The organism is Eggerthella hominis, assembly GCF_014287365.1.
GTDB lineage: Bacteria > Actinomycetota > Coriobacteriia > Coriobacteriales > Eggerthellaceae > Eggerthella > Eggerthella guodeyinii.
On the sequence record NZ_JACOOA010000002.1, the window covers coordinates 206,971 to 231,221 of the forward strand.

At 65.0% G+C, this 24,251-nt stretch carries 21 protein-coding genes; 2 read left to right on the plus strand and 19 right to left on the minus strand.

The genetic code is table 11. From position 1 onward, the window contains the following. Nucleotides 1–678 (plus strand): aspartate/glutamate racemase family protein, encoded by a 678-nt coding sequence (locus tag H8S61_RS05645; RefSeq protein ID WP_186938536.1) that lies wholly within the window; start codon nt 1–3, stop codon nt 676–678. Here H8S61_RS05645 and H8S61_RS05650 read toward each other — a convergent pair. Further along, on the minus strand, nt 665–1,312 hold the full coding sequence (locus H8S61_RS05650) for a SanA/YdcF family protein (protein WP_186938537.1): 648 nt from the start codon (nt 1,310–1,312) through the stop codon (nt 665–667). The two genes, H8S61_RS05645 and H8S61_RS05650, sit on opposite strands and share 14 nt — an antisense overlap. 143 nt (nt 1,313–1,455) lie before the next feature. Then, a complete protein-coding gene (locus H8S61_RS05655; protein WP_186938269.1) occupies nt 1,456–2,859 on the minus strand; it encodes a helix-turn-helix domain-containing protein in 1,404 nt (467 codons plus the stop codon). 234 nt (nt 2,860–3,093) lie between these two features. On the opposite strand from H8S61_RS05655, the gene H8S61_RS05660 reads away from it, so the two are divergent. Further along, complete coding sequence (locus tag H8S61_RS05660; protein ID WP_186938270.1) at nt 3,094–4,908, plus strand: flavocytochrome c; 1,815 nt, start codon at nt 3,094–3,096, stop codon at nt 4,906–4,908. 64 nt (nt 4,909–4,972) lie between these two features. Here H8S61_RS05660 and H8S61_RS05665 read toward each other — a convergent pair whose 3' ends face one another. From H8S61_RS05665 to dmsD, 17 genes are all read right to left on the minus strand, one after another. After that, on the minus strand, nt 4,973–6,028 hold the full coding sequence (locus H8S61_RS05665) for an NADH:flavin oxidoreductase (RefSeq protein ID WP_186938271.1): 1,056 nt from the start codon (nt 6,026–6,028) through the stop codon (nt 4,973–4,975). A gap of 229 nt (nt 6,029–6,257) precedes the next feature. Next, on the minus strand, nt 6,258–6,518 hold the full coding sequence (locus H8S61_RS05670; protein WP_186938272.1) for a hypothetical protein: 261 nt from the start codon (nt 6,516–6,518) through the stop codon (nt 6,258–6,260). Between the two features lie 74 nt (nt 6,519–6,592). Then, the gene (locus tag H8S61_RS05675; RefSeq protein WP_186938273.1) at nt 6,593–7,096 is read right to left on the minus strand and encodes a hypothetical protein; all 504 of its coding nucleotides are present in this window, start codon (nt 7,094–7,096) and stop codon (nt 6,593–6,595) included. 103 nt (nt 7,097–7,199) lie between these two features. Continuing rightward, the gene (locus H8S61_RS05680) at nt 7,200–7,757 is read right to left on the minus strand and encodes a hypothetical protein (protein ID WP_160941894.1); all 558 of its coding nucleotides are present in this window, start codon (nt 7,755–7,757) and stop codon (nt 7,200–7,202) included. 88 nt (nt 7,758–7,845) lie between these two features. Beyond that, nucleotides 7,846–8,520: a hypothetical protein gene (locus H8S61_RS05685; RefSeq protein ID WP_186938274.1), complete on the minus strand. Its 675-nt coding sequence runs from the start codon at nt 8,518–8,520 to the stop codon at nt 7,846–7,848. Then, on the minus strand, nt 8,517–11,966 hold the full coding sequence (locus tag H8S61_RS05690) for a leucine-rich repeat protein (protein WP_186938275.1): 3,450 nt from the start codon (nt 11,964–11,966) through the stop codon (nt 8,517–8,519). The genes H8S61_RS05685 and H8S61_RS05690 overlap by 4 nt, the downstream gene beginning before the upstream one ends. An 87-nt stretch (nt 11,967–12,053) precedes the next feature. Continuing rightward, nucleotides 12,054–13,541 (minus strand): bifunctional diguanylate cyclase/phosphodiesterase, encoded by a 1,488-nt coding sequence (locus H8S61_RS05695; protein ID WP_186938276.1) that lies wholly within the window; start codon nt 13,539–13,541, stop codon nt 12,054–12,056. A 200-nt stretch (nt 13,542–13,741) separates the two neighbouring features. Continuing rightward, nucleotides 13,742–16,315, minus strand: a complete 2,574-nt coding sequence (leuS, locus tag H8S61_RS05700) for a leucine--tRNA ligase (RefSeq protein ID WP_186938538.1) — start codon at nt 16,313–16,315, stop codon at nt 13,742–13,744. A gap of 155 nt (nt 16,316–16,470) precedes the next feature. Further along, the gene (locus H8S61_RS17690) at nt 16,471–16,980 is read right to left on the minus strand and encodes a helix-turn-helix domain-containing protein (protein ID WP_222617612.1); all 510 of its coding nucleotides are present in this window, start codon (nt 16,978–16,980) and stop codon (nt 16,471–16,473) included. Between the two features lie 180 nt (nt 16,981–17,160). Beyond that, nucleotides 17,161–17,907 carry a peroxide stress protein YaaA gene (gene yaaA / locus H8S61_RS05715; RefSeq protein ID WP_186938277.1) on the minus strand — a complete coding sequence of 249 codons (747 nt, stop codon included), beginning with the start codon at nt 17,905–17,907 and terminating at the stop codon, nt 17,161–17,163. A 9-nt stretch (nt 17,908–17,916) separates the two neighbouring features. Next, nucleotides 17,917–18,855: a sensor histidine kinase gene (locus H8S61_RS05720; protein WP_186938278.1), complete on the minus strand. Its 939-nt coding sequence runs from the start codon at nt 18,853–18,855 to the stop codon at nt 17,917–17,919. Beyond that, on the minus strand, nt 18,846–19,742 hold the full coding sequence (locus tag H8S61_RS05725; protein ID WP_255466483.1) for a hypothetical protein: 897 nt from the start codon (nt 19,740–19,742) through the stop codon (nt 18,846–18,848). Before H8S61_RS05725 ends, H8S61_RS05720 begins: the two co-directional genes overlap by 10 nt. A 15-nt stretch (nt 19,743–19,757) precedes the next feature. Next, nucleotides 19,758–20,471 (minus strand): LytR/AlgR family response regulator transcription factor, encoded by a 714-nt coding sequence (locus H8S61_RS05730; protein WP_186938279.1) that lies wholly within the window; start codon nt 20,469–20,471, stop codon nt 19,758–19,760. A gap of 101 nt (nt 20,472–20,572) precedes the next feature. After that, nucleotides 20,573–21,457 carry a hypothetical protein gene (locus tag H8S61_RS05735; RefSeq protein ID WP_186938280.1) on the minus strand — a complete coding sequence of 295 codons (885 nt, stop codon included), beginning with the start codon at nt 21,455–21,457 and terminating at the stop codon, nt 20,573–20,575. A 3-nt stretch (nt 21,458–21,460) separates the two neighbouring features. Further along, nucleotides 21,461–22,663 carry an amidohydrolase gene (locus tag H8S61_RS05740; protein ID WP_186938281.1) on the minus strand — a complete coding sequence of 401 codons (1,203 nt, stop codon included), beginning with the start codon at nt 22,661–22,663 and terminating at the stop codon, nt 21,461–21,463. 53 nt (nt 22,664–22,716) lie between these two features. Continuing rightward, a complete protein-coding gene (locus tag H8S61_RS05745) occupies nt 22,717–23,583 on the minus strand; it encodes a dimethyl sulfoxide reductase anchor subunit family protein (protein ID WP_186938282.1) in 867 nt (288 codons plus the stop codon). A gap of 9 nt (nt 23,584–23,592) precedes the next feature. Next, nucleotides 23,593–24,246, minus strand: coding sequence for a Tat proofreading chaperone DmsD (gene dmsD, locus H8S61_RS05750; RefSeq protein WP_186938283.1), 654 nt, complete (start codon nt 24,244–24,246; stop codon nt 23,593–23,595). Nucleotides 24,247–24,251: the final 5 nt, after the last annotated feature.

Sequence of the window (24,251 nt, forward strand, 5' to 3'; positions counted from 1 at the left end):
ATGAACCCTGCCCCGCATACCCCCTGCACCGTCGCCTGCACCGTCGGCGTCATCCGCGTCATCACGGAAGACCGGGAACGAACGGACGCGCACGGACAGCTCATCGAGCGCGCGTTTCCGCAGGTGCGCACCGTATCGCGGTGCATTCCCGACCAACCCGAGGGCGTGCACGACGCCGCCACGAAGCGCGCGGCCGAGCCGAAGGTGGTGGCGCTCGCCTGCCAGCTGGTCGAGCAGGGCGCCGACGGCATCATCGTGAGCTGCGCCGACGACCCCGGCGTGGCCGAGGCGCGCGCCATCGTGGGCGTGCCGGTGGTGGGCGCCGGCGAGAGCGTGGCCGCCGCCGCGGCGCGCTTCGAGGGGCCCGTGGGCGTCATCGGCATCACGCCGGACGCGCCGCCCGCGTTCCCGCGCATCCTGGGGAAACGCCTGCTGGCGGACCTCGTGCCCGACGGCGTGCGCGACACGCGCGACCTGAACACGCCCGCAGGTCGACGGGCCGCGATCGCGACCGCGCGGCAGCTGCGCGACGAGGGTGCGGCGGTCATCGCGCTCGCGTGCACGGGATTCTCGACCATCGGATTGGCGCCGCAGCTCGAAGAGGCGGTCGGCATCCCCGTCATCGACCCGGTAACGTGCGAAGCGCAGGCGCTGCTGCGCGCGCTCAGCCTTCGGTGACGTCGCCGGACTGGTCGAGGCTGATGGGGTCGCCCACGAACGTCGAGGGCACCTGGAACAGCGTCTTGAAGAAGTCCTTGGTGCGCGCGGGCACCTCGCGCAGGTCGTACTGGAACTGCTTGGAATAGTCGTGGTAGTCGCTGGCCACGCCGATGGCCTCGAGGCCGAGGCCCTGCGCGGCGTACAGCGCGCGGTACAGGTGGTAGGTCTGGGTGGCCACCACGATGCGCTGCGCCCCGAACACGTTCTTCGCACGGTACATGCTCTCGTACGTGGAGAAGCCCGCGTGGTCGCAGAAGATGTCCTGGCTGGGCACGCCTTGGGAGATGGCGTAGTCCTTCATCACCTGCACCTCGTTGTACGACACGGTGCTGTTGTCGCCGCTCATGATGAGCTTCGGCGCCACGCCCGCCTTGTACAGCGCGATGCCGTCGTCGAGGCGATCCTGCAAGATGCCCGACGGCGTGCCGTCGGCGAACACGGAGGCGCCCAGCACCACGACGGCATCGGCGTCGAAGCCCTCGGCCGCCTGCGGTTCGACGATGCGGTCCTTCGTCGTGGCGACCGTCACCACGTTCGTCACCGCGAACACGGCAACGACCACGAGTATGCACCCGAGCACCAAACCCAGCATCGTCTTCAACCATCCATGTTTCTTATGTCGTGTCATAGGGGTCGATGATAGCAAACCCGAACGGCGCGCTGCCCGACGTTATCCCGTTCGTCATCGAAATTCAAAGCCGATTACACGATAATTGCGCTTGCCCCCATCCCTCTTCAGTCCTCGATGCCCAACAACTCGTACAGTTCGTCGCGGCTGTGCACCCCCAGCTTGCGGTAGATGCGGCTCGTGTGGGCCTTCACCGTACCGCGCGCCACGAACAGGTTCTCCTCGATCTGGGTCGAGGTTCCCTTGCGCGCGAGCAGCTGCAGCACCTCCTCCTCGCGCGGGCTCAAGCTGTGCTCGCGCGACAGGTCGGACACGCGCATGGCAAGCAGCCCCGGCGAGAACACGTCGTCGCCGTCGGAACTCTGCTTCAAGCTGATGCCCCATTTCGCCGACAGCCGCTTCTCCGTGAAGAACAGCACGGCGAACGCCAGCGCCACGATCGCCACGATGCCCAGATGCACCATCGTGACGGCGTCTTGCGGCAGGTAGAGCGAGGTGAGCGCGAACAGGCTCCAACCGCCCGCCTCCACCAGATAGCGGATGCCGCGCTCGATGCCGTTCAGCCAGGCCGCCGAGATGCCGAACCGATACGCGATGTTGCTCAAGACGATCATGATGAAGATGGACAGCATGGTGTACCCGGCGTCGTAGCAACCCGCCGCCGTCTGCGAGTCGAGCGAGAACTGCGGCGCGATGAGCAGGAGCCCCACGATCATGAGCGGGAACGCCAGCTGGTATATGGTGTCGAAGTTGAACCACTTCGACGACGAAAGCACGCCGAAGAACACGAACGCCGCAACCAGCATCGTGCCCACGATGTTCCCCGCCACCAAGGGCTGATCGGGCAGCACGCCGAACCCCGTCGCGAACGTGCATATCCCCATGAGGGCAATAGGCTTCCAGGGAACCTCGGAAAGCCCCGCCTTGCCCATGGGTTTGGGCAGGTCAATGTCTGGCAGCCGCTTCATGGAACGGCGCACCCAATCGAGGGAGACGAGCGGAAGCACCACGGAAAACACGGCGATGTACGCAGGATCGAGCCCGCTGAACAGCCACTTGAGAATTTCCCCCAAGAAGATGGCACCGGCATAATACGCGGCCACGCGCATAGGATTGAGCGAGCCGAAAAACTCCGCCCACATGAGGATGAGCAATCCGAGACCCGCGCCCGCCAACACGAGCCCCGCATACTTGAGCGCCGCGATCTGCACCCAGAAGCACGCGACCACGCACAGCATCGACCCGCCCACCATGCTGACGGCGGTCAGCCCCACCGCGACCCGATTCGACCAGAGCGGCGTGATGCGGCGCGCAAGAAACACCACCGCGAACGACGCAACGCCGATGGCGCCCTCGAACAGAGCGTAATCGAAGAAATCGATGGTCGGGAACGCATCGTAGCGAAAGAACGTCGCAAGCCACGCGCGATACAGCCCGATGCCGAGAAACGCAACGGGCAAAGCGCCGACGCGCACCAGCATGTCTTTCCAGCGGTCGAAAAAATCCTTCATGCAGATCCTCCCCTCCCTGCACTTCCGGTTTTTCATCTTACCTCGAAATCCCGTGACGCACGGGGCGTTTTGCCTGGGGTTACTGATTTAAACCAGGGTTGGGTTACCTATTGAACCCCGTATCAGGCGGCCGACGCGCCGCCGCGGTGCTATGTTTTCGTCGTCCCGAACAGAACGGCCGTAAAGGTCGGCACATCATGGGAGGCGGGACTGGAAACAAGGAGGATGAGCACGATGACAGGACTTTCACGCAGGCAGTTTCTGACCGGTGCGGCGCTCGCAACGGCGGGCGGCGCGCTGACGTTGGGCGGGTGCGCTCCGTCGGGAAGCGCCTCGAAAGAGCTTTCCGAGGACGCGAGCGTCGCCACCGTGGGCAGCGGCATGGGCAAGCACGGCACCATCCAGATCGAGGTGGTCACGAAAGACGGCGCCATCGAGCGCATCGACGTGCTGGATTCCCGCGAGTCCGCAGGCTTGGGCGATGTGTGCATGGAGAAGCTGGGCAAGCTTATCGTGGACAACCAAACGCTGAACGTCGACGTCGTCACCGGCGCGTCCTTGTCCAGCATGGCGTACCTCACCGCCGTCGCCGAGGCGTTGGACAAGGCGGGCGAGAAATCGTCGGAATGGAAGAAGCGCGACAAGGCCGTGCAGCAACCGGCGAGCGACATCCCCACCGCCTACGACGTGGTGGTCGTGGGCGCGGGCGGCGCAGGGTTCACCGCCGCCATCAGCGCGGCCAACAAGGGACAGAACGTGCTGCTCATGGAGAAGCTGGGCGTGTTCGGCGGCTCCACGGCGCTGTCCGGCGGCGAGATGGCCGTGCCCGGCAACTGGATTCAGCAGAACTCGGGCCTGGCCGACAGCCCCGAGCAGCTGGCGAACGACATGCTGGAAGGCGGCGACCACCGCGGCGATCCGGAGCTGGTGAACGTCATCGCAAACGGCGTGTTCGATGCGGCGCAATGGCTCACGTACGAGGGCGGCATCTCCTGGGAGCACAACCTGCTGTTCTTCGGCGGCCATTCGGTCAAGCGCTCCATCATCCCCTCGGGGCACATCGGCAACGCCATGACGACGAAGCTGACCACCCGCGCCCAGTCGATCGACGACATCACGCTCATCGACAACACGAAAGCCACCGCGCTCGTGCAGGATGCAAGCGGAAGCATCAGCGGCATCAAGGCGACGAACACCGTCACCGGCGACGAGTACACGTTCGACTGCAAAGCCGTCGTGCTGGCATGCGGCGGATTCGGCGCGAACGTCGAGATGCGCGCGCAGGCGAACCCCGAGTTCGGCGAGCAGTTCAACTCCACCGACTCGGTGGGAGCGCAGGGCGAAGGCCTCACCATGGCATCCGCCATCGGCGCGGAGCTGGTGGACATGGAGCTCATCCAAACCTATCCCATCTGCGACGTGGACACGGGCGCGCTGCTGTACCTGGACGACATGCGCTTGGACGAGCGCACGGTCATGTTCAACAAGGAAGGCAAGCGCTTCGTGGAAGAGCTCGGCCGCCGCGACGTGCTGTCGAAGGCCATTCTCGCGCAGACCGACGAGCGCGCCTACGAGATCTGGGATCAGGCCGCAGCCGACGAGACCAAGGTGGTCGACATCCATTCCGACGAGTTCGAGAACCTCACCTCACGCAAGCTCTGCACGAAGGCGGACACGCTCGAAGAGGCGTGCGAGCCCTTCGGCATCGACGCCGCCGCGCTTGCGAAGACGATCGAGCAGTGGAACGAATACGTCGATGCCGGCTCCGACCCCGATTTCGCCTATCGCGGCACCATGCACAAAGTCGATACGCCGCCCTACTACATCATGACCTACAAGCCGGCCGTGCACTACACCATGGGCGGCCTGCACATCAACCCGAACGCCGAAGTGCTCGATACCGACGGCAACCCCATCCCCGGACTGTTCGCCGCAGGCGAGGTGGCCGGTCACAAGATGGGCACGAACCGCCTGGGCTCCACGTCCATGGCCGACATTTACACCTTCGGCCGCGTAGCGGGTGACAACGCCGCCGACTACGTGGGCTAGCGCTCCGCCAACTCCCTCCCTCCCCTCAACGAAAGCGGCTCGGATTTCCGAGCCGCTTTCGCGGCTACGGCAGGATGCAGCGGTGGCCCGGCGAGGAGCTGCAGCCGTTGCACGAGACGCAGCGCGGTTTTGCGTGCGGGTCGACCTGCCAGCGACGGGGGAGGTCGGGCTCGCAGATGAGCGGGCGGCACAGGCCGAAGCCCGCGATGCCGCCCTCCGTCGCGAGGCGCTCCATCGCGTCTAAGCGGCGGTTGCCGCCCGTGAGGATCACGGGGATGCCCGCCTCGCGTGCGAGCCGTTGCCCGTAGGACGCGAAGAACGGCTCGCCGGCGTAGTCCTTCGCACGGCAGGCGCGCCAGTTCCCGCTCACCTCGATGGCCGACACCCCGTGCAACGCCAGCAGTTTCGCCACCTCGACGCTGTCGCCCTCGGTCAAGCCGCCCTCCACGCCGTCGGAACTGTTCAACTTCACGAGCAGCGGAAACGCCGCGCCCACCCGCGCTCGGACGGCGTCGACGACCTCGACGAGGAAGCGGGCGCGGTTCTCGAGGGAGCCGCCGTATTCGTCCGCGCGCCGGTTGAACAGCGGGCTCAAGAACTGGCTGAGCAGGTAGCCGTGCGCCGCGTGCAGCTCCACGCCGTCGAACCCCGCGGCTCGGGCGCGAGCGGCGGCGTCGGCGAACGCGCAGGCGAGCGCCCGCAGGTTGGCAGCCGTCGCCTCCACGGGGACGATGCCGGTCTTCGGGTTGGCCACGGCCGACGGCCCGAGGATGCGCGCGCTCGGCGGATCCAGCTTCGTCGCCGAGCCGCCGTACACGATTTGCGACACGACGCGCGCGCCGCGTTCGTGCAGGTCGTCAACTAGCGCGCGGTACTCGGGAACGAACGAGTCGTCGTAGATGCCCAGCATGCGCGGGTTCGGCTGCTCGTCGCGCACGACGTGCGCGTAGCTCACGATGATCGTTCCCGCCCCGCCGTCGGCGAGCTCCTCGTAGACGGCGCGCAGCTCCGGCGTCATATACCCGTCGTCGGTGGCCAGCGCCTCGTAGGTGGCCGCCCGCACGAACCGGTTCCTCGCCCGCAACGACCCGATCTCCAACCCCTCGAACAAGACGCTCATGACATCGCCTCCTCATGCACGGACGCAGCGTCGGGAAGCGCGCCCTTCGTCGCAGCGCGCCTTGCGGCGTCGCGCAGGAAGAGTTCGCCGATCAAGCGCCAGCATTCCGGTGCCGAACTATGACGTACGAGGATATCCATGATCGCACTGTACCATCGAAGGCGGGTCGGCACCCCGATTCTGGCAGAAAACTACGTGGTCGGCGGCCCGCAGGAGCGCCCTGGCACGACTACGGCTGAGGCGTTTCCCGCACGCGCCAATCCATGAGCTTTTGCTTGCCGAAAGAAGTCAGCCGATAGGCGTTCTCCAGCTGCGCGCCGTTCTTCAAGTAGCGCGGAGTCACTTTGAGCGCGCCCTCCTTCTGCAACAGCTTGCATATGCGACGGACCTGGCCGTTCGACAGTTCCAAGGATTGCCCCAGGTTGCCGTACGACAAGCAGGGAAGCCTGCCGGACTCGGCAAGCCTCTCAAGATGCGAGAGCACCAGCATCTTCCGCCTCTTCATCACCGCGTTCGACGTTCTCGCCAAAACGAGCCCCCTTTCTTCTCACCCGTGGCAGCACCTCACGACGCCACGATCTTGGTTCCCAACTCGGCCCCGTTGAGGGGCTGCGAAGGATCGTCCAGGCTGTAGGTGCCGATGGTCACTACAACGGGATACGTACCCGCATCGAGCGCCCTGTTCAAGCGCATCGAAGGGATAGCCTGGCCAGGCGGAACCAACTCGGATTGATACAGCACCTCCCCGCCGTCCTTCAGCTTCACGGTGAACCGCATGTAGCACGGGTTGCCCTCGGTGTTGATGAGGGGCACGTCCACGGTGTCGGTCCCCGCCGGCATGTCCCACTCGGAATACGTGGGTATGCGGATCCTGCCCTGCTCCCCGCCGGGGTTCTCGTAACCGGGGATGCTGTAGTCGGCGGCCGCGGGGTCGATGCGCGTACCGTCGTCCTGCGGCTGCGTGAGGAAAACCGTCGCCGCAACCGCGGCGCCGATGAGCACGAGGAGGACGAGTACGGCAACGACGATGCGCCCCGTTCGCCGGGAATGCTGTTGGTCATTGGTCAACGCGTTGCTCAACGTCGATTCCGCCTTTCTGGGATATCAGAGCGCGAACCGCCGCCCCGTCGCGCATGCGGCGGGGCGGCGCACGATCCGGGAAACGTCGAGCTTACGCGCCCGTCTGGTCCTCGTAGCTGAAGGTGAGCGTGTCGGAGTGGGCGCCGCCCTCCGTGGCATCGCCCGTGCGCGTGGCCACGCCCGTCGCCGTGTGGTTCGTCTTGTCGAACGTGCCGATCACGGTTTTCGTCGTCACCGATTGATCGAACAGCGCCTTGGAAACGCCGCCGCCGGTGTAGGCGATCTCGTAATTGACGGGATCGGACGCGCCCTTCATGAGCGTGAAGCCGTTGGCGGACTGCAGATGGAGCTTCGCCCCGCCCGCAGGCAGCGTCGTGATCTGGTCGACCGAGCCGCCGGGCGTGGTGTTGAACAGGTTCACCGACGCATCGACGGTCACGCTCTTGTCGGCGCCGAAGGGGATGGAGGTGGGAATCTCGAAGCCCCATCCGTTGGTGCCCGGCACCTGCTGCGAAGACGAGTACGTCACGTTCGTGGTACCCGACTGATCGGCGGCGAACGCCGGCACGGCGCTTCCGACGACCAGCGCGGCGGCGCAAGCGCCCGCCAGCAGAACACGCCCCATGTTGCGGTTCATCTTGATGTTCATGCTATCTTTCCTTTCACTCGCATGCTTTCGGGCATGCACGGCTGCTTGCTTCGGAAACCGGCATCGTGCCGCTTCCTCGCTTCTATGTTCACGCACTCTCATGCGGTTGAACCTTGCTTGCGTCGTCGACGCGGACTCGACAGCGGCTGGCGCATCGCGTGGTGCACCATGCGCAGAGCGCCAGCAGAACTAGGGCGCTCGCGCCGATCCAGAGGCAATCGCCCGTCCGCGTCAAGCCGATGGGCACCGGCTTGCCTCCGCTGCCCGCGGCGGCGTTCCCGCCCGGAGCCGCGTCGCCGAACACGACGACCATGTCGACGTGAGCCTCTTCCGCCGTCAACGTCATCGTCCCGTCTTCGGCGAACGCATCGGAGGCGTCTTCGCCGCCGATGCGCACCGACACGAGCGAGGCGCCGGGGTCGGGCACGGCGCGAAACGCGAGCTCCTGGCCGCGCAACACCTCGAGGTCGACCGTTCCGTCGCGCACGACGATTCCCGGCGCCGCCGCCTGAGGCGCTTGCCGAGCTGCCGGGGCATCCTGCGCGGGCGGCAGGACCTCCACCAGCTCGAGCTGCCCGCACCCGCTGGCCGAAATCGAGAAAGGCCAGCTCTGCGGCGTGTATTCGACGATGGCGCTGCCCGAGAGCTCGTCCGCCCAGGCTCGCGACGCAGGCGCGGCCGTCATCAGCGCGAGGACCCCCAAGAGCGTCGCGAGCGCGGCAAGCGCCACGCGGAACCGCCGCGGCAGCGAGTGCGTCATCATGAGGTCGCCCCCTTCTGCACGATGTCGACGCGGAACGTCATCGTCCCCGCATAGCGGGCGTTCGCGCTGAACGCCGTGGACGGGTCGACGCTCGCCAGCATGAACGACCCCGTCCTCTTCGCGCCGTCGTGCGGATCGATCGTCATGAGCGGCGCGGGGACGACATCCGGGTTGTCAGTGTCGTTGACGCCGGGGTCGTACGCGCTCCCGTCGGCCCTCAGCACCTGGATCACCTTGCCGGCATCCCCGTCGCCCGAAAGCACAAGCAGGGACGCGTCGGCATCCGGTCGCGTAACCGACACCTGATACACCTGGTCGGAGGGCCACGTCGCACCGGGAATCTCCGGCTCGGCGCCCACGACCACCGCGTGGTCGTCCGCAGGCGCGTCCGGGACGGACGACTTCGAGTAGAGCTTGCCGCCGTAGGGTTCCAGAGCGACGTGCTGCGGAATCGAGAGGAATCCGAGCAGCGCGGGGTCGTCTGCGCCGTAGTCCACGGCCTTCCACTGCGCGTACAGCGTCACGGCTCCCCCGTCGACGGGCGCAGGATCGGGGGTCGCAACGGGAGAGCCGGGCGAGAAGAAGTTCGTCCCCTCCGCGCGGTCGCCCTCGGCCAGGTCGGGAGACGTGGCCCAACCGACGAACTCGTAGCCACCCATCTTGAAACCGTTTTCGGGAAGCGTCGCGGGCTCGCCGTAGGTCAGCCCGGCCAGCTCGCCCATCGTCCCCGATACCCAGGCGCCGTCGGGCACGACGCCGTCCGGATCGTCCGGGTCTTCCGTGCCCAGCTTCGGATCCTGCGCCACCATGCTGTTCCAGTTGTTGTCGAAGGACACCGCATAGGAATTCGCGATCCACCGATTGTAGAACGAGGGCGAGGTTCTGCCCACGGCTTGCACCGTCTCGGGGTCTATCGGCTCGCCCGTTGCAGCCCCGGTCCCGGTTCTCCATCCTGCGTTTGCCACGGGGTCGTACGCGCCGCCCAGGGTGTGGTAGCCCGGTTTGTTCACGCCGAAGTTCCCGACACCATGCGATTCTTCAGCGGGAAAGCGCCCTATAGCAACCCATTGGATATGCGTTTCCGGAGAACCCGTGAAATCCGGATTGTCGTAGTAGCTGAACCCGAAAGGAACCCCCTTTTCCACATAAGACAGCGTCACGGTGCCGTGCGAGAGCGCGGCCGAGCCTCCCGTTCGCCACACTTCGTACCCGTAGGTGAACGTCGTATCGCTCGGTTCGATGTAGCTCTTGTCGTACGTCGCCACGTGATCGACCTTCCACGTATCGGCGTTGTCGGGCTGGATGTTGGTGCCAACGCCCGTCACGTTCAGGCCCACCGCGTCCACCCGGTCATGCACCAACCCGAGTGCGTGAAGCGCCTCCAGTATGATGTCGGCCTTGTCGGGCTGGTCGGAGTCGCCCCAGATAGCAGGCTCGTCAACCGTTTGATCTGCAAGAACGTTCGCACCGACGTTCTCCGGCACGTCGAGATGACTATTTGCAGGAAGCTCCAGATCGGTCATATGGTTGCCCGCGAACGCCTCGTCCCCCACAAACGCCAAGGTATTCGGCAGCTTCACGTCGCGAAGGTTAGCGTTTTTGAACGCACTTGCCCCGATCGAGGTGATCGATCGCCGATCAAGGGGCAGGTAGCCGAGGGGCGCGCCCGGGTTGAGCGGGTCCGGAAAATCGCCCAGGTTGGTATTCATGAACGCTTGGGCGCCAATCTTGACGCTGATTTTCGTCGAGCCGCTCGACGGCGAGGGAATGTCGATGAAGGAGAGTGCCGTGCAATCTTTGAAAGCCGAGTTGCTCACCGTGACGACAACCTGCGATTGCTGTCCGAAGGTACCGGTTCCCACATGGAATTCTTTCAGCGACGAGCACCCTTGGAACGCGGCCTGCCCTATGGCATTGCCGTTCATGCTGTCCGCCAAAGGTGCGTCGTTGAGATAGAACGACTGAAGACTGATACAATTCTGAAACGCACGATCTCCGACACGTCGAAGGACATTGCCTTTCGGAATAGACACCTTGATCAAACTCGTCAGCCCCTGAAATGATTCGGCCGGAATAGCGAGCCAACTTTTGGATAGGGTTATTTCTGTCACATCGGGGTTATTCGCGATAATGCCCGGCGAAGGAAGAGCCGCTTGATCATCCGCGAAAGAAATCGCCCCCGACAACTTGTTGTTCGCGAACGAGTAGCCGCCGAGCGACGAGAATTTTTGCCCTTCGAAGGGATTGTTCGCAATGAGGTTGTCTCGAAAGGCACCATCGAACACTTCGATCACATTCGCCTCGAACGTCACGGCAGTGATCTTGTTGCCCCGGAAAGCAGAGCCTTGCACGGTGGTTATGTTCGCAGGAAGCGTCAGTGGTCCAGATAGGGCATTGCCATTAAATGCGCTGCCGCTGATGGAGGTGAGAGCCGTATCGTTCGGAATGACGAGAGACGTGAAGTTGCAGTTCCTGAATAGCTCGGCACCCATCGTTCTCAGCGATTTCGGGAGCACGAGCGAACCCGTCAGACCCGAAGATCCGTAGAAGGCGTAATTGCCCGTCGAAACCAGGTTGGGAGGAAGGACCAAGCCCGTCAGACCGAGCGAATCCTTGAACGAGTATCCCTCCAGGCTCGTCAGTTTCACGCATTGCGAAAGATCGATGGCTCCCTGCAGACCCGAAGAGGAGAACGCGAACTGCTCTATACGCTCCAGATTGACCGCAGCGGAAAAATCGATCTGGCAACGCAGATTCTTGTACATTTCGATTTTGCCCACAATCGACACGACCTTCTTGCCCGCAGGGCTCACGGCCGGCACGTGCACCGTCCCCGACGTGATCGTGCCGCCGTTGTAGCCGTTGATCTTGCAGGTATCGTCATCGATATCGGCGAACTTCCAGGAGAACCCCGCAGGGTCGGCGGCCAAAGGCGCAGCGGCCAACGCGCCCTCGTCCTCCGCCTCGAGGTCGTCGGATCCGGTCGCAAGCGACCCTGATTCATCGAGGGCGGTGTCGGCGTCGGGCGCTTCGTAGCCATCCCGCACGGGCTCGTCGCCCTCGTCGAGCTGCGGATCGCTCGCCTCGCCCTCGACGGGCTGCGGCGACGAGGGCTGCATCGGGGAATCCTCCTGCACGGACTCGTCGGGAGCGACGTCGGAATCGGGAACGTTCAACGATGCGCCGTCCGAAACTGCGACGTCGTCGGAGAGAGCGTCGTCGGGGAGATCACCGTCGCTCGGCGTTGCCGCAGGCGCCTCGACGACAACCGGGTTCGCCTGCGCAGACCCGTCCTGCGCTCCCTCGCCAACGGCATCGGAAGGCATCGGCAAAGCCGCCACCAGCAGCAGCGTCGCGCACATGACGCCCAGGCATGCCTGCACGTTTCGCTTGACGCGCTTGACGACGCGACGGATATTGCTTTGTTTGACCTGCGTTTTCGCCATATAAGAACCTCTGAGCATCCTTTTCATTCGCGCACTTCCAACAATCCCGGCCCCTCGCACCCGTCCGGCTTTTCCCGGACGTCGGGATCAATCCGCTTCGCGCGCGGCACGGCGTTCGCGCTCAGCCCCCCCCGCGGACAGGCGCGCTTCGAAGGAAGCCCTGTCCAGCGGGGGAGCATGCAGATACCCTTGCGCGCAATCGGCCCCTGCGTTCCTGAGGAACGAGGCCTGCTCCTCGGTTTCAACGCCTTCGACGACGACGATCAAACCCAGATCGTGAGCAAGCCGCACCAGGGATGTGATGACGATGCCGTCGCGGTCGGTCAGGTGCGATCGCAGAAAGGCCTTGTCGAGCTTGACGACGTCCACCGGAGAACCCGCCAGGGAATCGAGCGAGGTGGACCCCGTGCCGAAGTCGTCCACCGCAAGGGAGAACCCTGCGGCGTGCAGCTGCGAAAGCATCGCTTTGAGCTGGGTCGCATCGACGCTCCACGCCTTTTCGGATACTTCCAGCCTGAGCAAGCAGGACGGCAGGCGATACGCGCTCAGCAGCGACTCAAGCCTGCGCAGCAAATCGGGCGCGCGAAGGGAGAGGCGGGACAGGTTGACCGAAACGGGAACCACCTTGAACCCCGCATCGATCCAGTCGCGCAGATGCACGAGCGCACGCACGATCATGTGCATGTCGAGCTCGGCGATGAACCCGGCTTCCTCGAGCACGGGCACGAACCGGGCTGGGCTTGGAGGCGCATGCGTCGGACGATTCCAGCGCGCAAGGATCTCCACCCCGGCCAACCGGTTGCTCGGATACGAGACGATCGGTTGAAACCGAGGACTGATCAGGCCGTTTCTCAGTGCCGGAGCGAACTCCCGAACGATGTCCTGAAAGAAGAATGCCTCGTCGCGCAAATCGCGCCGATAGACGCACGTACGCTTCTCCCCATCGTCGTGCTTTGCCGCGCGGAGGGCAAGGAGAGCGCAATCGAGCATGTGATCGGCAGAATGGCGAGCATCGAGCTCAACTTCGTACACGCCCGATCGGACGCTGCAGAAAACGCCGTCGGGACAATACGAGAAGCGCGTGAGAAACGCGATTTCGCTCAGCAGCGAGCGAGGGGCGAACAGCGCGAAGCGATCCGCGTGCAAGCGCGCCGCCGCGCTCTGCGACGACAGCAAGCGGGAAAGCGCGTTGCCGAGGTTGACGAGGAGGGAATCGCCGGCGCCGTATCCGAAGCGCGCGTTGTATGCGCAGAAGCGATCCACGTCGACGCATACGAGAGCATAGCGCGTTTGGGGATGCGCTGCGGAAAGCTCCTCTACATGAGCGAGGAAGCCGGCGCGCGTTTCGAGTCCGGTGAGGGCATCGCGCTCACCGGCAATAGACCGCAAAGAGTACGGTGAGGCACCCCCCCCCCCGCTCGCGTTATTTTGCCGACCGGACGGGGTCGAGGAATCAGAGGCTACAAATCGAGGCAGCGAGGAGGTGCGACACGACGCCCCCCCCGTCGTATTTGAACTGCCGGGAACCGACGGAATGACCATCGCGTCAGCTTGAGCTGCGGATATCTGAGCCATGTCCCGTCCTCCCGAATTCCTATCGTTTTTATAGCAAATCTAATGATTTGGACAAGTATGATGGGGAAACACGTATTCGTCAACCCTGAATATGACGAACACGCTTTCTTTATGGGAAGAAACCCTCGAACACGTAAAGCGGGGCGGCCCGGAAAACCGAGCCGCCCCGCGTTCGCGCTGCGTGCGTTGTTCGCGTGCGCCTACTTCGCGACGATGTTCACCAGGCGACCGGGCACCACGACGACCTTCTTGACGTCCTTGCCCGCAAGCGCCGCCTCGACGGCGGCGAGGCCGGCGGCCTTCACGTCGTCCTCGGGCGCGTCGGCTGCAACGGTGATCTTGGCCTTCACCTTGCCGTTCACCTGCACCGCCAGCTCGATCTCGTCGGCCTTGGCCTGCTCGGGGTCGAACGTGGGCCACGGCTGCGTGTGCACGGAGCCGTCCTTGCCCAGCACGGCGCTCCACAGCTCCTCGGACCAGTGCGGCGCGATGGGGGCCATGAGCTTGACGATGACCTCGGCCACGTCGGCGTCGATGGCGCGGGAGCCTTCGCACGCCGCGCGCTCCTCGGGCGAGCATTTGCGCAGGTAGTCGCTCGCCGCGTTCGTCAGCTCCATGACGGCGGCGATGGCCGTGTTGAAGTTGTTGCGATCGAAGTCGTCGATGACCTTGCCCACCACGCGATGACGCTCGCGGTTGAGCTTTTGCAGGGCTTCGACGCCTTCGGCCTCGCTTGCGCCGGGCTGGTAGAGCGACTCGTCGCCCGCGTGGCCCACCAGGTCGTTCACGATGCGCCACGCGCGGTTCATGAACTTGAAGATGCCGGCCAGGCCGCCCTCGTCCCACAGCAGATCCTTGTCGGGCGGGGCCATGAACAGGATGTACGCACGCACGGCATCGGCGCCGTACTCGGCGATCATGTCCTCGGGAGCGATGACGTTGCCCTTCGACTTCGACATCGTCTCGCCGTGCTCGTCCTTCACCATGCCCTGGCACAGCAGATTCGCGAACGGCTCGTCGAACTCGAGCATCCCCAGGTCGCGCAGCACCTTCGTGTAGAAGCGGCTGTACAGCAGGTGCAGGATGGCGTGCTCGATGCCGCCGATGTACTGGTCGACGGGCATCCAGCGGTTCGCCTTCTCGGGCGCGAACGGCAGCTCCTCGTTGTGCGGATCGGTGTAGCGCAGGTAGTACCAGCTCGAGCACGTGAACGTGTCCATCGTGTCCGTCTCGCGCTTCGCCGGGCCGCCGCACGTCGGGCACGTCGTGTTCACGAACGCCTCGTGCGTGGCCAGCGTCTCGCCCGCAGCGAGGTCGATGTCCTCGGGGAGGCGCACCGGCAGGTCGCTTTCGGGCACGGGCACGAGCCCGCACGTCGGGCAGTGGACGGCCGGGATGGGGTTGCCCCAGTAACGCTGGCGGCTGATCAGCCAGTCGCGCAGACGGAACTGCACGGTCTTCTTGCCCTTGCCCTCGGCGGCGAGGTCGTCGATGATGGCGTCCACGGCCGGGCTGTGCTTGCCGCCCGTCATGCCGGTGTACTTCCCGGACTGCACGAGCACGCCCTCGGCGTCGTAGGCACGATCCCAGTCGACCGTGGTCACCACGCGCTCCTGCACGCCGTTGAGCTCGGGATACAGCGGATCGTCCTCGCCCAGGATGATGGGGATGATGGGCAGGTCGTACTTGCGCGCGAACTCGAAGTCGCGCTGGTCGCCGCACGGTACGGCCATGACCGCGCCGGTGCCGTAATCGCTCACGATGTAGTCGGCCACCCACACGGGCACTTTCTCGCCGTTGACGGGGTTCACCATGTAACGGCCGGTGAACGCGCCATGCTTCTCGCGGTCGCCCTGGGCGCGCTCGACGGCGCTCACCTTGGCGGCCTGCTCCACCACCTCGCGCACGCCGGCCTCGTACTCGGTGCCCTCGACCAGCTCCATGAGGCCCTGGTACTCGGGCGCCAGCAGGAAGAACGAGCAGCCGAACAAGGTGTCGGGACGCGTGGTGAACACGGTGATGGTGTCGGCCTCGGCAGGCTCGGCCGGAGCTTCGCCGTCGGGCCCGCACAGCACGAAGTCGATCTCGGCGCCTTCGGAGCGGCCGATCCAGTTCGCCTGCATCTGCTTGACGCGCTCGGGCCAGCCGTCCAGCTGATCGAGGTCGTCGAGCAGCTCCTGGGCGTAGTCGGTGATCTTGAAGTACCATTGCGTGAGGTCGCGCTTCTCCACCGCGCCGTGGCAGCGCCAGCACTGGCCCTCGGTGACCTGCTCGTTCGCCAGCACGGTCTGGCAGTTGGGGCACCAGTTCACCGGGCTGTTGCGGCGCTCCACCAGGCCGCGCTTCCAGAACTGCAGGAAGATCCACTGGCCCCAGCGGTAGTATTCGGGATCGCACGCCACCACGGTGCGGTCCCAGTCGTACGAGAAGCCCATGCGCTTGAAGCTGGCCTTCTGCGTGTCGATGTTGGCGTAGGTCCACTTCGCCGGGTGGCTGTTGTGCTTGATGGCCGCGTTCTCGGCCGGCAGGCCGAACGCGTCCCAGCCCATGGGGTGCAGCACGTCGAAGCCGCGCATCTTGTAGTAGCGCGCCGTGACGTCGCCGATGGTGTAGTTGCGCACGTGGCCCATGTGGATGTCGCCCGAGGGATACGGGAACATCTCGAGCACGTACTTCTTCGGCTTCGAGGCATCCTCGGTGACTTTATACAGGTCGATGTCGGCCCACTCCTGCTGCCAGCGGGGCTCGATCTCATGCGGGTTGTACGGTTTCATGGTCATGGGCGTATCCTCGTCAGGCCGTCGCCCGCCCGCGCGCGTCCGCACGGAGGGCCTTTTGTTCGCGAATGTTCCTATTATAGTGATATTGGTCGAAACGCGAAGCGCGGGATGAAGAATTTGCGGACGATCGGGAAGAAGCGATCGACGCTCTACCGCGAATCTGCCTGCACCGTCTTCAGCAATCCGCTCTCGCCTGCCGTTTCGGTCAAATCCACCACGCGAAGCGTTTTTCCCAGAGGGGCGAGCACCTTGATCAGCGTATCGAGACGCGGAGCCGTATCGCCTTTTTCGAGCCGTGCGATAACGGGCTGCCGCACCCCCGCCGCCTCCTCAAGCTGGTTTTGGGACAGTCCGCTGGCTTTCCGCGCAGATGAAACCTCCTCTATCACTCTGTTTCGTTCGGTCTCCTCAATCTCGGCCCCCTTCCCGTTCTCATACAGCTCGTTTCCGGAAAGGTCGAGATCGTCGTTCCACGATACGCCGTAGCCGCCACCGTCGACCCTTACTTGAGAGAACAGCAGAGGATCTCGCAAGGCCTCGAAGACTTTCCAGGTTTTCGTCAGGGGCTCCACGTCGTAAAACTTGGCTTCGCCACCCTGAAACCACACCAGTAAGGTCATTCGATACAGGGGATATACCGCCGTCACCTTCCTGAACACTGTTTCACGATCCTTTCGTTACGCCAGAGGGGATGGGGAGGATTGTGCTCGCTTTGCTGAAAGTACATGCGAATGACGATACCGTAGAACACTGCAATGATCGGCACCCGCAATCCTCTCTTCATGATACTTTTGAAGCATTATATCATAATAACTTATTAGTATGTATGAAAGAAAATCCTATTGTACGAACACCAAACAGTCGTCGGTGGAGCGCTCCTCGTCAAGCGCGTAGCCGGCGACGTCGAAGGCGCGCAGGTCATCGGGGCGCTCGACGCCGTGCTCGGCGCACCAGCGCACCATGGAGCCGCGAGCGGCCTTGGCGGCGGTCGAGCGCTGCACGAGGCGGCCGCGCGCGTCGATGGTGCCGAACAGGCAGGTGACCATGCGGCACGGGCCCGCGACGTGGGGCGCGACGGCCTTCGCGTACTCCACCGATGCGAGGTTCACGATGACGTCGGTCTCTGCGGCGAGCGCGCGGTACAGGCGGTCGCCCCAGAACTCGTACAGCGTGCGCGTACCGTCCACCGCCAGCTTGGCCTGCATCTCGAGGCGATAGGGCGTGACGCCGTCGAGGGGGCGCAGCACGCCGTAGAAGCCGGAGAGGATGCGGAGTCGCCGCTGCAGGTAGTCCAGCTGATCGGCCGTCATCACCTGCGGCGCCACGTGCTGGTACTGGATGCCCTCGTAGGCCAAAATCGCCGGCGTCAGCGCGCCCCCGCGCACGTCGAGCGTGCGGAAGCGCTCGAAGTTGAGCTCGGCCAGCGCGTCGCTGCACTGCCACAGCGCCTTCACCTCGTCATACGCCAGCGCCCGCACCGCGTCGGCCAGCCGCGCGGCCTCGTCCGCGAACATCGGCAGCTCGCGCCACCCGAACGCGTCGTCCACCACATTCATCTTCTTAGCAGGCGAAACAATGATCCGCATAACGCTCCTTCACCTCGCACCAATCTTCAAAATCATGGTGGTTCGATAGACGTCGGTTTCTTGGGCGGTTTCCAGTTTGCCGTCGTGGCGGTCGGCGAGGGTTTTGAGGATGCTGAGGCCCCAACCGTGCTCGGGCAGACGCCCGCCTCGCGAGCGCGGCGAACGCCGGCGCTCGCCCACCCCCAGCGGCGCGCAGCTGTTCTCCATACGCACCACCAGGTAGCCGGCGTCCACGCGTGCCTTCAATTCGATGAACCGCGCGCTCGCAGGAACCTGGGCGCACGCGTTGATCGCATTGTCCAGCAGGTTCGAGAACACCGCGCACAACTCCACGCTGGGCAGCGGGATGTCGTCGGCCAATGCCAGATCGAGCGAAAGGCGGATGCCCGACTCCTCGCACACGGCGGCCTTCATCGAAACGAGCGCGTCCACCACAAGATGCTCGCACGAGCGCTTGCACGCGGAGTCCATGATGCCCACCGCCTTCATCAGCCCCTGCGACGCCGCCTCGGCCTCGCGTTGCTCCAGCAGCTCGTCCACCGCGGCAAGCTCGCGAGCGACGTCCTCGCGCACACGGCGCGCCTCGTCGATATCCGCGGACAACCGCTGCAGATACTCCTCCTGCGCCTGCAGCTGCTCCTCGAGCAGGCGCACGCGCTCGCGCGAAAGCTCGCGCTTTTCGGATTCTTCCAGCGCCCTGAACAGCAGCAAGTCGACCGGGCCGCACAGGGTGCCCACGACCACGATCAGCACGAACATCCAAAGCGGCAAGGAGTAGGCGATGGCGTAGTAGAACAGGAACACCACGATGCACAACTGGCTGAAGGGGAACAGCAGGTTGATCAAAAGGCGCGCCGGCGGCACGTCGCGCAACCGACGGGCAAGCACCGCCATGATCGAGCACATCAGCAGCAACACGCACACCGCAACGGCAACCCTCACGACCACGAGCCCACCCCTTCGCCCTCATCGGAACCCGAACACAGGCGCCGCACCAAAACGAGGTGCTCGCGCGCTTCTTGAAACCTTCCGCGCTCCGCCAACGCCAGAACCACCTGCACGTGATTGCCCAGGTCGTGACGCAGCCATACCGTGCGTTCGACGCCCTCGACGAATTCCCCGTACCGCGCCAGGTACCGATCCAACTGCGCCTCGAGCATCGCCGCGCGCTCGTCGTCGCGCCGTTTCTGATCGTAGCGATTCATCGCGACGATCAGCAGCAAGTCGGCCACAAGGCCCAACAGGGACAGCAGCGTGCCCGCCACATAGTACGGCATCGATTCGTCGATCAGGCCGAACGTCAAGAACAACATGGCGCTCACCAGCACGAGCTGCAGCAGCGTGAACAGCGCGGGAAGCCACGCGACGCGCCCGCGCTCCTGATCCTTATCGTCGAACCGGCGCACGATCGCGCAGAGAAGCGCGAGCAGCACGGCAAGAAGAGCGAGGTGAATAGCATGCATGAAGAAGAACGCGCCCAGGTGCTGCCGAACCGCGTCGTAATCGGAGATGGGAACGCCCGTCATCGCCATCCACAGCGCCCCGCCCGGCAACTCCACGAAGAAGATGACCAGATGCGCCAGCACGATGATCAATATCCTGCGCGCCAGGCTTCCCTTCGACATGACCAAGAAGACGAGCACCATCAGCACGGATGCGATCGGCCTGAACCCGAAGTCCATGTGCGACCGCAAGCCCGTCACCAGCAACACGAGCCCCAGGTACAACGCCCAATAGACGGGAAGATTGCGTATGGTGAGCATCTTCGACAGCGCATAGGCGAAGACGATTTGGGCAGGCATGACCCCCAGGATGTCGATCAGGCTATCGGGCATGCGGCGACGCAGCCCTTACAGCTTGCCCTGGATGTGCGCGAAGATCGCCTCGCGTACGAGCTTGCGGCGTTTCTGGCTGACGGGGACGGCCTGGTTCGATGCGAGCATCACGCTGTCGCCCTTCAGCTCCCTGATGCAATCCATGTTCACGAGGAAGCTCTTGTGGCACTGGATGAACGAATCGGGCAGCTCGGCCGCGATATCGGACAACGACGCGTACGTCTCGATATCCTCGGCCCCCACATGGATGTGGACCTTGCGCCGATCGCTTTCGATATAGCTGATCTGCTCCGGCGCGACGAGCACCACCTTGCCGCCGAAGCGAATGCTGAGCGGCTTGCTCGCACGCGCCGCGAGCCGCGCGAAAGCGCGGTCGAGCGCGTCGTCCAGGTCGTCCTGCGCAACGGGCTTGGCCAGGAAGTACACGTGCTCGGTACGGTACACGCTCGTGCAGTACTCGACGAAGCCGGTGACGTAGATCACCTGCGTGCCGCTTCCCGCCGGAACATGGCGCTTCACGAGGTCGATGCCATTCGCGTCTTCCGACCCCAGCTCGATGTCCATCATGAGGATGTCGACGGGCGAGCCTTCCGCAAGGCGCGCCTCCAAAGACGCGGCATCGGAGATATGTTCGACGACTACCTCGCCGCCGCGCGGGGAACGCCCGACCATGCGGCGCAGGATCTCCGCTTGAGTGGCGTCATCTTCAACTAGAACGACCTGGTACATGGCATCGGCTTACGTCTTTTTGGCTGATAGGAAGGGCGAAGCGGGCTTCGTCTGACGAGATTATATACGATGAAGCCCCCCCCCCCCCGCCAGGTTTCTGATCACTTCGGCACATAATATGATCCGAACGATGATATATGCTCGCGGGCACGCGCATGGTCGCCGCGCTCGGCAAGGGCCATGGCCGCATGCGCCTGGTTGCGCACATCGTGGCGCATTTTCGCCGTCTGCTCAGCTTCCGCGACGAACGCGTCACAACGCACGAGGCATGCGTCGAGGTTCCGTTGGAGCAATGCGGCGCGCTGATCTTCGCGTCGCTTGCGGGCGTGTTTCTCCATCGAAACCAGCAGCAACCAGTCGGTCGCCAGGCAGAGGGCCACCAAAGCACCGAGAATCCCCACCATCCCGGTATCCAAGTCGACGAGCGCGCACAAAAGGCCCAACGACAGGAACAGCATGCACTGAACCGCGGGAAAGGCCAGATACAACCAGTTCACCGGCGCTTCGCTATAGGAGCTCAAGCGAAGAAGAAACCGTCGCAACCATGCGAGCAACACCCCAAGCAACAAGGCGCTCACCATGCAAGATGCGGCATATTCCGGCAGGCTCCCCCACGCCGCATAGCTGTAGGCTACCGGATCTTCCGGAATCGTGATGCCCGTCAAGAGAGCCCAGAGAACCTCCCTCGCAATGTCCGATGCAGCTTCGCATGCAAGGCAGATCGCCACGGCAACCACTTTGAGCGACGTCCTGCCTTCGAAGAGCAGAAACGGCACCACCCCGAGGGATAAGGCCATCAGAATCAAGGCGGCCGCACCATCGATGAATTGGTTCGCCACCGTGTTGAGAAACAGCAGGGGAAAGAACACCGCCGACGCGATCAGCCACGGATGACGAGTCGGCAGCAACCTCGAGTATCCGATGGCGAGCACGCCGCCGTTCAAGCAGAAAGACAGAGCGCTCACCGCAAGATCGACCGCATCCACGCCCTACTCCTCGGCCAGGGCGTCCAGCGCCCATTGGGCGGCTACCATGCTGCCTTTGACCAGGACGCTTTCGTCCACTTCGTAGTAGCAGCTGTGCTGCGGATGCTCGGCGCCCACTTCGGGATTGCGGCAGCCGATGAACGCGAACACGCCCGGCACCCGACGCAGGTACTCGCTGAAATCCTCGCCCGACAGCGTGCCCTCGTACGAGCCGACGGCTTCCTCGCCCAGCACCTCCACCACGGCGCGACGCGCCAGCTCGGCGCAGGCCGGGTCGTTCGCCAGACCCGCGTTGCCCGACTCGAACGTGAAGCGCGCCTCGGCGTTGAACGCGCGGGCGATCTTGCCCACGATGCGCTCGAGGCGGTCGGGCACCTCGGCGCGCAGCCGGTCGCTCCACGTGCGCACCGTGCCCGTGAGGTAGGCCGACCCCGCCATGATGTTGCGCGCCTCGCCGCCGTGGAACTCGCCCACCGTGACCACCACCGGCTCGAACGGCGACACATCGCGGCTCACGAGGATCTGCAGCGTGGTGACCATCTCGGCGCCCACCACGATGGCGTCCACGCCCTTGTGCGGCATGGAGCCGTGCGCGCTCACGCCCTCGATGTCGATGCGGAACCAGTCGGTGTGCGCCATGCGCTGGCCCGGCTCGCACGAGACGAGGCCCGCGTCGAGCTCGCTCCAGATATGCGCGCCGAAGATGGCGTCCACCCCGTCGAGCGCGCCGGCGTCCATCATCATGGTGGAGCCGATGGAAATCTCCTCGGCCGGCTGGAACAGCACGCGCACCTCGCCGTGCAGCTCGTCGCGCAGGTCGTTCAGCAGGCGTGCGGCGCCCAGCATCATGGCCATGTGGCAATCGTGGCCGCAGGCGTGCATGACGCCCGGGCACGCGGAGGCGTAGGGCGCGCCCGTCTGCTCGGTCACGGGAAGCGCGTCGATGTCGGCTCGCAGCGCCACGCACTGCCGCCGCCCGCCCGATGCGGTGCCCGCGATGGACGCCACCACGCCCGTACCCGCCACGCGCTGGTACGGAATGCCCAGCTCATCGAGTTGCGCGCACAGCTCGTCGGACGTCCACCGCTCCTTGCCGCTCAGCTCGGGATGACGGTGGAAATGCCGCCTCAGCGCGATGACGTCCGACTCGATCGCGGCGCCCATCGCGCGGAGACGCTCGGTGGTGGTCGGTTGGTCCGTGCTCATCGGAGTTCCTTCTCGCCGGGTGCTTTTCCCAGCAGCGTACCACACCTGCGACGCTAGAGGCTGATGCCGTAGGTCATGTGCATCATGTAGAACGCGAACCGCATCACGAACAAGCCGGCGAACACCAGCACCGACGCCGTCGCGGCCGACGCCTTCGACACGCCGCGGCCGCGCAGCATCCCCGCCGCGTCCACCGCGAGGCCCGCCACCGCCAGCAGGCAGAAGGCGAGCACCATCGCGCCGTAGGTGGGCACGAGCTGCTCGACCGACACGAGGTAGTTCCGCATGGCCAGCACGCTCGCGCCCTGGGCGACGTACACGCCCACGTTCGCCACGAGGGCCGTCAGCGAGAGCGCGAGCAGCGCCCCGCCCGCGCGCCCCGCAAGCGGCGACCACCGCGAGAACCGCAGTCCCGCGAGCGCCAGCACCGGGCCGCCCACCAGCGCGTTCAGGCACAGCGCAACGGGGACGAAGGGCGTGTCCCAGGTGACCACCGTCCTGCTGGCGTAGGCGAACGCCACCGAGGCCAGGAATGCGAACGACGCGACGATAGCCGCTCCCAACAGCGCGTTCTGCACGCGCGGGCGCGCGTGTTCGGCGAACTGGTAGAGCCAATGCGAGCCCGACGCGCCCAGGAACAGCACGGCCGCACACACTTCGTTGGACAGCGGGCTTGCGCCCACGCGCGAGAACACGTACAGCGCGTTGTCGGGATTGCCCAGGTGGGTGGCCGACGCCACGAGCCCCACGAGCGTCACGAGGAAGGGAACGAGCAGCGCGCCGCTCACCCGCTTGCGCTCGTCGCCCCGCGCACGCAGCGCCGCCGCGCCCATGATGGCGTACGCCACCGCGCCCGACGGGGCCAGCGTCGTGAACAGCACGAGCGTGATCTCGTTGAACGCGGTGTCGAACCCGGTCATCGCACGCGCCTACCGATAGAAGCGCGGGTAGGTCACGTCGAGTCCGCGCACCTGCTGAACGCCTTCGAGCGTGGCTTTCGCAAGGCGGGCGAGGCCTTCGTAGAACGGGTGCGCGGCCGCCTCGGCCAGCTGGTCGAGGAAGTGCGACGACCAGGTGAGCAGGTGCGCTTGCAGGAACTCGTCCAGATCGTCGGGCTGGTTGCGCGCAAGGTAGGCCATGAGCGACAGCATGAGGCCGATGTGGTCCTCGGGGGTCTTGTCGTCCGCGAGGCGCGCGATGCCGCGCCCGCGCATCCACGCGCGCAGGGCCAGCGTGCTGGCGCCGAACACGACGCACTCGCGGTCGGTGTAGACCGAGCCCCAGGGAGGGGCCGGCTTCGGCGCGGGGCCGACGAACAGGCGGCGGTACTCCCACACGAGGTCGTCGGCCTCGGCGCCTCCGGCAAGGCCGCCCGTCATGAGGCCGAGCGCGGCGCGGGCCTCCCCCTCCTCGGCGAAGGGCCATTCGGCGGCGGCCGCCCCGGCGTCGAGGGCGGCCATGGCCGCGAAGGCGGGGCCGGCCGTGCCGGTTCGGGGGTCTTGCAGGAAAAACGGGGCGAGCGTATCGCCCGCGAACGCGACGGCCTCAAGCTCCGCCTGGCGTTCGTCGATTCGAGCATCCATGGTTG